Origin of the sequence: Chryseobacterium formosense (assembly GCF_900116415.1) — a bacterium.
Lineage (GTDB): Bacteria > Bacteroidota > Bacteroidia > Flavobacteriales > Weeksellaceae > Chryseobacterium > Chryseobacterium formosense.
The window spans coordinates 532132-543803 of the sequence record NZ_FPAP01000003.1; the positions used below are offsets into that span (position 1 = coordinate 532132).

Below are 11672 nucleotides of genomic sequence, written 5' to 3' on the forward strand. Positions count from 1 at the left end.
AGTAGACTTGTGAATTTGAAATTTATGATTTATTTAATCAATCAAATCCAGCAATGTTTTCTCTTCCAGAATCTTGAGTGAAGCATCTCTTACCTCTATCAAAACATCGTGTAAGCTGCAATGTGCTTCATTGCAATCTGCACATTTTTCGTAAAAATTAAGACTTACGCAAGGAAGCATGGCAATCGGACCATTCACGAGACGTATAATCTTTGCAAGATTTACATTTTGAGGATTTTCTTTAAAAAAATAACCGCCTCCTTTTCCTTTTTTACTGTCGAGGATGTCAGCTTTTTTCAGCTCGAGAAGAATATTTTCAAGAAATTTCAACGGAATTTTCTTATGTTCTGCGATTTCCGAAATAAGAATCGGGCCTTCATTTCTCTTTTCTACGAGATACGAAAGCGCCTTAAAAGCATATTGAGATTTTTTTGACAGCATTTCAGCAAAAATAGGAAAAAGTTTTTTTAAAGAACCAAGGCAAAAGTAAAAAGATTCAAGGATAATTCTTCTGCAATCTATCGTAGGGAATTTTACCTGGCTCTTTTTACTTTTCACTTGGCTCTTTTTACTTAAATTTGTTCCATGTTCAGTAAACAGGAAGCACAGCAATTAAAGAAAGAATTTTGGACGGCCTTCGGAAAATCGTTTCCGAGAAAATGGATTTTGTATGATACTAAAATTAAGAATCTTTCGTTTAAGTTTTACGCTGACAAGAAAAAGGCAGAAGTTTCTTTGGATATTGAAATGAAAGATGAAGTTTTCAGAGATGCTTATTACAATAAAATCTGGTCGCTCGAAGATATGCTGAAAGATTATATCGGTGATTTTCATAAAGAAGAGTTTTACACTTTGGAAAACGGAAAAGTCATCAGCAGAATCTGGGTTGAAAAAGAAGGAGTTTCTGTTTTCAATAAAAACACATGGCAGCAAACCTTTGAATTCTTTGTTGAAAAGATGGATGGCTTTGAAAGGTTTTATTATGAATTTGAGGATTTTATAAAGGATGTTTAAATCATGATTTTAGAAATTTTAGCAGAAATATTATTTGAACTGATTTTTTTCAAGTTTCCTTTTTACATTTACAGGAAAGCAAAATTGTTTTTTTATCAGGAAAAATAAAATTAAAAAAATACTCTAAATAAACCATGAAAATCAGATATTGCTGGAGATGCAGAACAGATGTTCCTATGCTAGATTCTGAGGAAGGAAAAATTGCTTCAAAGTTATTGGCTGAAGGATTTAAGGAAAGTAAAAGACAAAGAAAGCATTCACCTGAAAATTTCAGAAAATTGCTTGATTATTATAAAGATTTAACAGGTTATGAAGAAACAAACCCTAATGCAATTATGCACCATTTTATAGATATGTATGGTCCGGATTGTGAAAACTGTGGGAAACCTTACAGAACTGAAACTGCTACTTTTTGTCCTAAATGTGGAAATAAAAGAGAAATATAGATAATAAAACTTTAGTCTAACAAAAACACACTTATGAAAAAAATTATTTTACTGCTATTTCTATTGGTATTTCCCTTATTTTCAGCTCAAAACGTTTTCAAATCACAAAAACAAATCTACTTAGCTGAATATTATGCCCATCAAAAAGAGGATAAAAAAGCTTTGAAGCATTATTTGGAAGCAATTAAAATCAATCCTAAAGTACTGATAAGTGATTCATATTTAGAAGCTGCATCAATAGCATTTAAATTAAATGACAATAAAACAGCTAAAGAATTACTTACACAAAGTATTACCAAACAATTAGCTCCTTTCGATTTTTTAAGAGAATTTAAAAGCCTTCAGCCTTATAAGGATTCAAAAGAAATGAAAGAAGTTCTGTCTCAATATGACGATTTGGAAAACCAGTATTACAGAGAGCTTAAAAATCCTGCAGCCTACATGGAAATTCAAAACATGATTGCTTTAGATCAACTCATCAGAGAAGAAGAAAATACTTTTCTAAAATTATCTGATAAGGTAGACTCTGTAAATATTGTGAGACTTAAAGAGCTTACAATAAAGTATGGTTGGGAACCAAGAGCATGGCTTTTACTTTGGCACCATAGAGGATTTACAGAAAATCAAAAATTTGTTTGGGATTTTTTCAAACCTTATTTGGAAAGTGAAATTAAGAAAGACAACGTTAATAAAGATTTTTTTGTTGACTTTGAAGAGTTTGATAAATCGATGAATGATTTTAGAAACCAAACAAAGTCTGGTTCACTTTATACTTTACAAAGTCTTGGAAATATAAATCGCAACACCGATTTCATAGATATCAAAAACCTGGATAAAAGAAGAAAATCCGTAGGTTTGCCCCCGTTATATTTTGATCATTTGGTTTATGGTTCAGAGCTTCCCAAAGATTATCAGTACAATCCCGAAAATCTTCTGACAGACTTAGAAAATTTATAGTTAAAAAAATTTAAAATAAATAAAATTAAACTCCTGTTTAATTTATTTCCGTATTTTAGTAATCCAAAACATTAAAATCTATCTATTCATCAAGCTTTTGGGCAGAATATCTTTTGATGTTTATTTTAAACTAAATCACAAATCTTTACAATACAATGGAAAACAACTCGTTTATTTTCTCAGACGGAGCAGACCCCAAAATGATTGCAGCATACAAAAAAGCACAGGAAACCTTTAAATATTTCTGGAGAGAATTGTCTTGGGAATACCGAAGAGTTATTCCCGCATTGAATCTGGCTTGTGTAAAAGCTCAGTTTTCTGAAAATCATCCCGATTCCGGTGAAAAAATCGTAGAGCATATGTGGCTGAATGACATTAGTTTTGATGGCGACACCGTGAGCGGTTTTCTAATTAATGAACCCAATAACCTTATCACAATACAACCGGGAGATTATTTTGAAATTCCTCTGAATGAAATCAGCGACTGGCTTTTTGCAATTACGCCAGCTCAAAAGAAAACCAAAGGACTTTCTAAATTATTTTCATCTTCATCAGAACCTATTCCAAAAGCTTATGGCGGATTTACCATCCAAAAAATGCGTGCCGATATGTCTGAAACCGAAAGAAGAGAGCATGACGAAGCTTGGCAACTGGATTTTGGAGATTTTAATGACATCGAAATTGTCAACGAACAAAAAGAGTATCCCGAAAACCTCATTGAACATCCGATGAGCAAAAATATGCAGGAAAGTTTTGTGAAATTTCTAAGTGATTATCCAACAGAACTAACAAATGCTGATGAAAACGGATTCACGCTTCTTCACACAGAAACCATTGCAGGAAATCTAAGCTCGGTAGAAATTCTTCTTCAGTCAGGAGCTGATAAAAATTTAAAAACCAATAAGGGAAAAACAGCTTTGGATTATGCAAAGCAACTTAATTGGGAACATCTGATCCCGGTTTTGGAAAATTAATTTAAAAGAGAAGCTTTCGGGTTTCTCTTTTTTGTTTCATAATTTTTCCTTAATTGGTGATATTTAAATAAGCTTTTTATATCTTTGGATGCTTGAAATAATGATCAATAAAAGATTTAGCCAATTGACTCATTAGTTTTTAAATAAAGAATATTTACTTGCATAAAATTTACAGACATTTTCAATTCAGATTTAATCAGAGTTTCAGGATTTTTAATTTTAATCCGAAAGTCAGCCTGCCTGTATTTCTGATTTTTGGAGTATTGATGATCATTGAATTACCCGAAATATATCTTTATCCTCTACTTTATTTTTCGTTGGTGTTAGTTTTTCATATTAACAGAAAAGACATTCCGTTTCTGAAGAAAATATTTATACATAACTGGAGACTAATCATTTTCCTCGAATCTGCCATTATTTATACTATTTTTCTAATGGCAAACATCAATTACAAGATTGAAAAATTTGGTTTAATGATGTTTGGATCAGTAGTTTTATTGTGTTTTTTACAGCCAAAACCCAAACCTTTCCCTACTCTGCAATGGAATTTTATTTCTAATGATTTATTTGAATGGAAAAGCTATCTCAGAAAAAATACATGGATGTTTATTTTGACTTACCTTATTATAATTGCATCTGCTTATTATCCTGCAAGTCTTATTTTATGCGGAATTTTCCTGCTTGATTATTTATCTCATGTTTACGAACATAACGAGAACAAAGAAATGCTTGAAGTGTATTTCAAAAAGATGTCTTTTAAAGATAAAATCTATAAAAATCTGATATTCTTCAACTCACTCCTTTTACCGACTTACATCGTTTTTATAATCATAAATTTTAACGAAAGTCTGTATCTGCTTTATTATATTTTCTTTATGAATCTTTATTTCTTGCTGATTATTACGAGAAAATATAAATTGTATCATCATCACGAAAAGTCAAGTTACTTCAGCATCATCGTATTTATTGAATTTTTCACGTACAGCATGTTGATTATCCCTGCATTTATTATGATTCGTTTACATATGAAAGAAGCTCAGCAAAACATTAATCAATATGTTGGAAATTAGAAATCTTTCGGTCAGTTTTAAAGATAAAAATGTACTTCAGGATTTAAATTTAAAAATTGAAGAAGGAAAAATTTTAGGCATTTTAGGTAAAAACGGAGCCGGAAAAACTACTTTTTTTGAATCATTGTATCAAAGTCAGAAATACAATGGAGAAATTTTGTGGCAAAACAAAAAAATTCTTCGTGAAAATATCTCTTACCTTGAAACTGAGAACTATTTCTATCCATACATTACCGGAAGAGAATATCTGTCTTATTTTTCAAAAGAAAAGCTTGCAAAAACTATTGAATTGGCTGAAAAATTCCAGCTTCCGCTAGATAAATACGTGCAATATTATTCGAGCGGAATGAAGAAAAAACTGGCTTTGATCGGAATGTTGATGCTTGATAAACCGATCAATATTTTAGACGAACCTTTTAATGGAGTTGATTTTGAAGGTGTTCATTTATTGTATGATATTATTTTAGAATTAAAACAAAACAATAAAACCGTTATTATCAGTTCTCATATTATTGAAACGCTTTTTCACACCTGCGACAGAATCGTCACTTTAGAAAACGGAAAGATCAGCAATATTTTTGAGAAAGATAGGTTTGAAGAGCTGAAACATTTTAAATTTTAAACTACAAAGGTAGCGCTCCTACGGAGCGCGCCATCCAAAATACACAATCATTCTACAAAGATTTTACTTCTCCGGAGAAAGTAAAATCTGTCATTTTACAAATGAAAAAGACATCTGCATTTCTACAGATGTCTTCCTATTTTTATTACTGATCAGATTATTTTTGGTCAGCTTTTACATCGATAGCAATTTCGATGTCTTTGCTGATCATCCACTCTGCAGGATCAGTTTCGTCGGTTCCGAATTTAATTCCCCAATCAGCACGATTTACTGTGAATTGAGCTTTTACAGTTGCAGATTTTTCAACGATATCTACTTTTGCAGGGAAAGTTACGTTCATTGTTTTACCAAGAAGAGTAAGGTTTCCACTTACTGTTTTGTTTGCTCCAGCTACAGCATCTGCTCCAGGAGTTGCAAGATCTTCCACTTTAGTGATTTTGAAATCAGCCGTTGGATGTTTTTCAACATCAAAGAAATCAGCATTTTTTAGGTGACCTTCAAGATCTGTGTATTTCTTGTCTTTTTCAGTTACAGAAGCTGGGTCTACTTTTAGAGATTTCATGTCGATTACAAATTCTCCGGATGCCAATTGATTGTCATTAACAGATAATTCTCCTGTACTTACGTTAAGCGTTCCCCAACGTGGAGCAAAACCTCCTTTGTGGAAAGCTTTCCAGTTTACTTTAGAAGCTGTAGTATCAACAGTGAATACATTACCTTGCTTTTCAGCTACAGTTTGTTCCTGACCTGCAGTTGCAGCTTCTTTTTTATCACCACACGATGCAAGAAGTAAACCTAAACTTGCCAAAGCGATTACGCCAATTTTCTTCATTTTTTAAAGTATTTAATATTAATATTATTTGTTGTTACTGTTAAAACCACAAAACAATTATTTTATTGTTTCGACTTTGCAAACCTCCGAAAAAAACATGATCCGAATCATTAACATAGGGTAAGAAAACTAAAATTATAAAAAAGATTTGAAAAACTGTGTTTAAATCATTATTAAATTAAAGAAATATGAATAATTGACGACAATTCAGAAGGTATAACTTTTCTTTCACAGGTGATTTTACTTAAAGATTTTTCTATATTTGAAGAATTACTAAAACTAAAAACAATGCGAAAATTTTTGCTGTTTACCATTATTCCGATTTTAAGTTTTTCTCAAGACAGAGATGCCGCTGAAAGAAAAGTTACTGACGGCGTTACTCTTCACGATGAAGGTAAATTTAGTGAAGCTCTTGACAAATATGACGAAGCCCTAAAACTTGATAAAAATAATCTGCTTGCACTTTCAGAAAAAGCAATGACCCTTGAAGCTTCAAAAAGATACGACGAAGCTATCGATATTTGCAAATTAGCAATCGCAACACACCCAAAAGAAGATATAAAAACCATTTATCTTACTTATGGCAACAGTTTAGATCAAGCGCAGAAACCAAAAGACGCAATAAAAATTTATGATGAAGGAATAAAGAAATACCCGGAATATTATCAGCTTTATTTCAATAAAGGAATTACTCTCGTGAAAGAAAAACAAATCGAAAAATCTTTAGAATTGTTTCAAAAATCAGTGACGTTGAATCCTAATCACGCTGGTTCTCTCAATGCTTTAGCAGCACTAAACCGCGACAAAAGAATCATATCTATTTTAGCTTCTTTAAGATATCTTTCTGTTGATAATAAAACTTCACGGGCACAAGGAAATTTAAATTCTGTAATTGATCTAATGAAATTAGGTGTTTCCCAAACTGATGAAAAAAACATCACTTTAACTATTGACCCAAAAACAGTTGAAGATGCGGGTAAGAATAAGAAAGGAATGGATAATTTTTCGACAGTTGATATGGTTTTATCAATGACTGCTGCATTGGATTTTGACGAGAAAAACAGAAACAAAACACAGTGCGAGAAAGCTATTGATAAGTTTGAAAGTATTTTTGCCGTTTTGAAAGAAGGGCAAAATGACAATAAAGGTTTCTATTGGGAATTTTTAGCACCTTATTTTATTAAAATGAAAGAGCAAAAATTAACAGAGCCTTTTACCTATATTGCTTTTCTACCTTCCCAGACTGAAGATGTAAAAAAATATCATCAGGATAACGCAAAAGAAATTCAGCGTTTTTATGATTGGAGCAAAAATTATGTTTGGAAATAATATTTTAAACAAAAAAAGAGAAACCTCACAGTTTCTCTTTCTTATACATTCTATCCAAATTTCTTTTTTCTCAACCAGAAGAACAATCCTCCTAAAAGTCCGATGATTGTTAAAGGCAACAGTAAATTCAGGTATTGCCAGTTTGTTCTCTCATCATTAATTCTTTTTCTGTCGAGAAGACGTTCTTCGATGTTTCTGTTTCGCAGTTCCATCAGATTGCTGTCATCGAGAAGATAATCTAAAGCATTTCTCAGGAACTGTTCGTTACCAAACTGTTCGTCAGTCAGCATATCAACTCCTAAAGGTAAAGCCTGACCTTTGATGACTTTATTTCTACCCACATCTCCGTCTGCAATCACAATCATTTTATTTTCAGGACTAGTTGCTTTAAAGCCTGGATACGATTTTCTTTCAATTCTTGAAGCATATGCCGAATTAAATTTCCCTTCCAAAGCCACTGCAAAAATCTTTGGAGTGCTTGGTTTTTCCATTTGTCCGAGACTGTCGACGCTTGCAATTTCTTTGAGTTCAACATAATTCGGAACCTGCTTTAATAAAGTTCTTTCACTCGATTCAAATAAAACATGGGTTTTAAATTTCTTTCCGCCTAAAGTATCAATAGAAGTTGGAAATTCTAATTTTACAGGATTGATATTTTTTGTAATCGGATGGTCGTGTTCTGCAATTCCTAAAGGAAAATACGGCCATGGCAGACTTGAATATTGAGCATTTCCACCCACTTCACCGGTTACTAATTTTAAAAGCGCATATTTTTTCACATCTTTTACCAAAGCCGGATTGATTCTTAAACCATAATTGAAAAAGAAATCAGTCATGTTGATATCGACTGGGAAAGGCATCACTTTTTTAGCTCTTGTCAGCGTATCCATTTCGGCATTTACAGCATCGATCATCCAAAGTGTTTTACCACCGTTCATGATATACTGATCCAAAATTACTTTCTCGCCGTCTGTAAAAGCTTTTCTAGGTTTTGCAATCACCAGGGCACTCATTTGTTTCAGTAACGGAATGTCTGCCTGAATAATTTCGACATTGTTTTTAGGAACAATCGGACCTGCGTCATAGCTCTCGGTTGCCAATCTCATAAAGCTTTCAAATTCTGTAGGGCTTAATTCGTCCTGATTAACCAGAATTCCGACTTTTTTTCTTTTATCTGTCGCAACTGATTTTATATTTGAAACTAAATTATATTCTAAATTTTCTATCGACTTTCTTAGCTGATCATCTGCATTGATATTCGCCTGCTGCACCACCAACGGAATAGAAATTCCTCTTTGGTTGTATTTTACCACTGCATAAGGAAACAAATAGATCTGCGTCATTTTACCATCTTTGAAATCCGGAAGCACTGAAGGCTGCATTCCCATTGCCATCAAAGTATCCTGAGACATTTTGGTTTTCATGGGATCTATGAATTTAAAATCAATCTTCGGATTGATCTTTCTGAATTCTTCGAGCATAAATTTAGTCTCACTCTGAAGCTGTTTAAAGCTTGCCGGAAAATCTCCTTCAAGGTAAACATCAACGGTTAAAGGCTTTTTTACTGATTTTAAAACTTTGATGGTACTTTCTGAAAGAGTATATCTTTTTTCTTTGGTTAAATCTAATCTGATGCCCGAAAATGCAAGAACCAATGCAATGACAAAAGTTCCTATCAATAAAATAGCAGATGGAGATTTTAGGTTGATCTTCTTCATGTTTTTACTTCTTTTTATTGATAAAATGATTAGACAACGTTAGCGTAAGACCGATGATGAAAACAAAATAGGCAACATCTTTAAAATCGATAAGACCTCTTGTAAAGCCTAAGAAATGCTGGTAAAAACCTACATTCTGCAAAATAAAATCTGCTCCGCCCAACAATTTATAACTTGCCAACTGCTCAATCCCAAAATACATAATGAAACACATGAGAACTCCCAAAAGATAAGCCATAATCTGGTTCTGAGAAAGTGAAGAAGCTAAAATTCCCACTCCGGAAAATGCTGCAATCAGAATAATTAAGCCAAAATAACTCCCAAAAGTCATTCCCATATCGATATTACCTTCCGGAACTCCCAAAACATACACTGTATAAAAATAAATGATCGAAGGGATCAGACACAATATTCCGACAACCCAAACCGAAAGAAATTTCCCTGAAACCAATTCTGAAACTTTCAGAGGCTGAGAAAATAACCAGTTTAAAGTTCCTGTTTGTTGTTCTTCCGCAAAAGTTTTCATCGACAAAGCCGGAATAATAAACATCAGCAACCAAGGTACTAAAACGAAGTAGCTCTGTAAGGAAGCTAATCCAATGTCGAAAATATTAGAATCATTCTCGAAAAAAAACAGAAACAGAGTCGTTATCAGACTGAATGCCGCAATGATGATCCATGCGCTCCAGTTCCCGAAATAACTCCAAAGTTCTTTTTTTAATATTGCAATCATATGTTGATTTGAAATTTAAGATTAATAATCAGATTTGAGATTCGAAGTTTGATATTTGAGATTCATCCTGTCACTACATTTTACATTCTCTTTTCTCAATGACTCTTTCCATCTGGCTCTTTTTTACTTTTTACTTGTCTCTTTTACTTTTATTCACCAGCTTCACTGTCATCATGATTAAAAACACAAGAACGAAAAATCCGGTAATTAATTGCCACCAATATTCTATGACCTGAGATTTTAAGATAACCGTAAACACGACCAAAAATAAAATAAATGTGGCAATTTCGTTTGCCTGTCTCAATTTTAAATTGGCTGTTTCTAAAGTATTTCCTTTAAACTGGACTAATTGTTTCACTTTTTTCCAGCACCAGTAATGATAAATTGCCAACCCTACAAGAAAGGTAAGTTTTAAATGAAACCACGGCGTTTTCATTAAACCTGTATTCAGAAATATCATGATAATGCCACAAACAGCCATGATAATTCCTGCAGGAACGGTAATGATATTCCATAATCTTCTCGCCATGAAAGTGTATTGCTCTCTGAGAATCAGCTTTTTTTCTTCTGAGAAAGCATCAGTATCTTTATAGTACACAAAAATTCTGACGAGATAAAAAACTCCCGCAAAATAACTGACCATAAAAATAATGTGCAACGCCTTGATGATGGTATAAAGCATCGTAAAAATTTGTGTGCAAAGATAGTATTAATGATAAAGATATGTACAAAAAAATAGAATATATACTTTTAATACTTATGAAAATTATATTTATTTTTAAGTATTGATTTAAAATTAGAACAAGAGAAGAGTATATGAATAAAATTTTACAAAAGCTAAATGATAATAAGATAGTTTCTTTAATCAAGGATTATTCTTCTTTTTTTCTTTTAATAATAACTATTCTAGGAGGAGCAAAACAATTTGCGGTTTTATTTTATTACTCATCCAACTTAACTCAATACTTTTCAGTTTCTCAAGTTCTAATTGATGGCATTGCTTTAATAATTAAATTTTGTATTTTTCTTTTAGGAATATTTTTTTACTTAAGCCTCTTTAATTATTATGGTAGATTAAGACATATTATATTTTTCTCTCTTTTACAAGCACTTTTATTTATCCCATTAACTTTATCTAAAATTTCAAATCTAGGATTTGTGATTGTTAACCTATTTATTATAATTATTATGGGTATGCTTTTTACAGCAATATATATTAATTCTAAAAATGAAGTTCAAATTGATTACGAATCAAAGTATGATGGGAGAATAATTTCAATATCCTTTTTTATTCTATGTATAGCTTATATCTTCTTTTCAGAAAAGAAGCCTAATGATATTGTAAATATTAACGTGAACACTTCAAAAGTTAGAAACAAATTACCTAATGCAGAATTGATTTATTTTAATGACACATATTTAATCTATGGAATAAGAATCAAAGAAAAAACTCCTGATTATAAAAAATTATATGATAGTTTGAAAAATAAACCAAATTTTGACAAACGTTTATTAGTTATACCTCCAAACAGAGGAGGCACTAGCTATTCTGGCTTTTATATACAAAAGCATGAGACATTATTTACTGATTAAAAATTATTGATGAAAAGAAAGACTGTCAACTTTCTTACCGTCGGTATATTTTTTAATATATTTAAGTTTGCCGTTTTCATCGTAAAATTTCCAGTCGCCGAAATAATACCAGTGACGTTCGTTTTCTGAAATATCGAGTTTGCTTTGTCCACGCTCCATGATATTGCCATTCTTGTGATAAACGAACATTTTGGTTTGCTTCTTCCCTATTTTTTCTTTTTGATAAAGCCTGTTTCCTAAAAATGTTTTCCAGACTCCTACTCTTTCTCCTTTTTTATATTTTCCGAAAGTGACTAAAGTATCTTTTTCTACCGGATATTCTTCTTTCCATTTCCCGTGGCGTTTTTGAGACTTTTCCGAAATCTTGATATATTGATTCATCTT

Annotated in this window: 14 protein-coding genes; 8 read left to right on the forward strand and 6 right to left on the reverse strand. The window is 32.0% G+C overall.

Annotated features, from left to right (window positions below; genetic code table 11):
- Positions 1-33: 33 nt before the first annotated feature.
- Complete coding sequence (locus BM371_RS13860; protein ID WP_034678866.1) at positions 34-441, reverse strand: RrF2 family transcriptional regulator; 408 nt, start codon at positions 439-441, stop codon at positions 34-36.
- A gap of 144 nt (positions 442-585) precedes the next feature.
- Here BM371_RS13860 and BM371_RS13865 point away from each other — a divergent pair, with 144 nt between their 5' ends.
- From BM371_RS13865 to BM371_RS13890, 6 genes are all read left to right on the forward strand, one after another.
- Entirely contained in the window at positions 586-1014 is a 429-nt protein-coding gene (locus BM371_RS13865) for a DUF4268 domain-containing protein (protein WP_034678643.1), read from the forward strand.
- Positions 1015-1148: 134 nt separating this feature from the next.
- Positions 1149-1460 carry a hypothetical protein gene (locus BM371_RS13870; protein WP_034678646.1) on the forward strand — a complete coding sequence of 104 codons (312 nt, stop codon included), beginning with the start codon at positions 1149-1151 and terminating at the stop codon, positions 1458-1460.
- A gap of 33 nt (positions 1461-1493) precedes the next feature.
- The gene (locus BM371_RS13875; RefSeq protein WP_034678648.1) at positions 1494-2417 is read left to right on the forward strand and encodes a tetratricopeptide repeat protein; all 924 of its coding nucleotides are present in this window, start codon (positions 1494-1496) and stop codon (positions 2415-2417) included.
- Positions 2418-2572: 155 nt separating this feature from the next.
- Positions 2573-3391 (forward strand): DUF2314 domain-containing protein, encoded by an 819-nt coding sequence (locus BM371_RS13880; RefSeq protein WP_034678650.1) that lies wholly within the window; start codon positions 2573-2575, stop codon positions 3389-3391.
- Positions 3392-3549: 158 nt separating this feature from the next.
- Entirely contained in the window at positions 3550-4461 is a 912-nt protein-coding gene (locus tag BM371_RS13885) for a hypothetical protein (protein ID WP_034678652.1), read from the forward strand.
- Positions 4448-5083, forward strand: coding sequence for an ABC transporter ATP-binding protein (locus BM371_RS13890; protein WP_034678654.1), 636 nt, complete (start codon positions 4448-4450; stop codon positions 5081-5083). The genes BM371_RS13885 and BM371_RS13890 overlap by 14 nt, the downstream gene beginning before the upstream one ends.
- A gap of 157 nt (positions 5084-5240) precedes the next feature.
- On the opposite strand, the gene BM371_RS13895 is transcribed toward BM371_RS13890, so the two are convergent.
- The gene (locus BM371_RS13895; RefSeq protein WP_034678656.1) at positions 5241-5915 is read right to left on the reverse strand and encodes a YceI family protein; all 675 of its coding nucleotides are present in this window, start codon (positions 5913-5915) and stop codon (positions 5241-5243) included.
- A 288-nt stretch (positions 5916-6203) separates the two neighbouring features.
- Here BM371_RS13895 and BM371_RS13900 point away from each other — a divergent pair, with 288 nt between their 5' ends.
- A complete protein-coding gene (locus BM371_RS13900; RefSeq protein WP_034678657.1) occupies positions 6204-7244 on the forward strand; it encodes a tetratricopeptide repeat protein in 1041 nt (346 codons plus the stop codon).
- A gap of 50 nt (positions 7245-7294) precedes the next feature.
- Here BM371_RS13900 and gldG read toward each other — a convergent pair whose 3' ends face one another.
- The 3 genes from gldG to BM371_RS13915 form a co-directional block, all read right to left on the reverse strand.
- Entirely contained in the window at positions 7295-8962 is a 1668-nt protein-coding gene (gene gldG, locus BM371_RS13905) for a gliding motility-associated ABC transporter substrate-binding protein GldG (RefSeq protein ID WP_034678659.1), read from the reverse strand.
- A gap of 4 nt (positions 8963-8966) precedes the next feature.
- A complete protein-coding gene (locus BM371_RS13910; RefSeq protein WP_034678662.1) occupies positions 8967-9695 on the reverse strand; it encodes an ABC transporter permease in 729 nt (242 codons plus the stop codon).
- Positions 9696-9825: 130 nt separating this feature from the next.
- Positions 9826-10377: a CopD family protein gene (locus tag BM371_RS13915; RefSeq protein ID WP_034678664.1), complete on the reverse strand. Its 552-nt coding sequence runs from the start codon at positions 10375-10377 to the stop codon at positions 9826-9828.
- Positions 10378-10511: 134 nt separating this feature from the next.
- On the opposite strand from BM371_RS13915, the gene BM371_RS13920 reads away from it, so the two are divergent.
- Positions 10512-11288 (forward strand): MFS transporter, encoded by a 777-nt coding sequence (locus BM371_RS13920; RefSeq protein WP_034678667.1) that lies wholly within the window; start codon positions 10512-10514, stop codon positions 11286-11288.
- Between the two features lie 3 nt (positions 11289-11291).
- On the opposite strand, the gene BM371_RS13925 is transcribed toward BM371_RS13920, so the two are convergent.
- Positions 11292-11669 (reverse strand): hypothetical protein, encoded by a 378-nt coding sequence (locus BM371_RS13925; protein ID WP_034678867.1) that lies wholly within the window; start codon positions 11667-11669, stop codon positions 11292-11294.
- Positions 11670-11672: the final 3 nt, after the last annotated feature.

Excerpts from the sequence above, each read along its gene's own strand:
- BM371_RS13860 (WP_034678866.1), bottom strand. The coding sequence starts at position 441 with ATGCTGTCAAAAAAATCTCAATATGCTTTTAAGGCGCTTTCGTATCTC.
- BM371_RS13865 (WP_034678643.1), top strand. The coding sequence starts at position 586 with ATGTTCAGTAAACAGGAAGCACAGCAATTAAAGAAAGAATTTTGGACG.
- BM371_RS13870 (WP_034678646.1), top strand. The coding sequence starts at position 1,149 with ATGAAAATCAGATATTGCTGGAGATGCAGAACAGATGTTCCTATGCTA.
- BM371_RS13875 (WP_034678648.1), top strand. The coding sequence starts at position 1,494 with ATGAAAAAAATTATTTTACTGCTATTTCTATTGGTATTTCCCTTATTT.
- BM371_RS13880 (WP_034678650.1), top strand. The coding sequence starts at position 2,573 with ATGGAAAACAACTCGTTTATTTTCTCAGACGGAGCAGACCCCAAAATG.
- BM371_RS13890 (WP_034678654.1), top strand. The coding sequence starts at position 4,448 with ATGTTGGAAATTAGAAATCTTTCGGTCAGTTTTAAAGATAAAAATGTA.
- BM371_RS13895 (WP_034678656.1), bottom strand. The coding sequence starts at position 5,915 with ATGAAGAAAATTGGCGTAATCGCTTTGGCAAGTTTAGGTTTACTTCTT.
- BM371_RS13900 (WP_034678657.1), top strand. The coding sequence starts at position 6,204 with ATGCGAAAATTTTTGCTGTTTACCATTATTCCGATTTTAAGTTTTTCT.
- gldG (WP_034678659.1), bottom strand. The coding sequence starts at position 8,962 with ATGAAGAAGATCAACCTAAAATCTCCATCTGCTATTTTATTGATAGGA.
- BM371_RS13910 (WP_034678662.1), bottom strand. The coding sequence starts at position 9,695 with ATGATTGCAATATTAAAAAAAGAACTTTGGAGTTATTTCGGGAACTGG.
- BM371_RS13915 (WP_034678664.1), bottom strand. The coding sequence starts at position 10,377 with ATGCTTTATACCATCATCAAGGCGTTGCACATTATTTTTATGGTCAGT.
- BM371_RS13920 (WP_034678667.1), top strand. The coding sequence starts at position 10,512 with ATGAATAAAATTTTACAAAAGCTAAATGATAATAAGATAGTTTCTTTA.
- BM371_RS13925 (WP_034678867.1), bottom strand. The coding sequence starts at position 11,669 with ATGAATCAATATATCAAGATTTCGGAAAAGTCTCAAAAACGCCACGGG.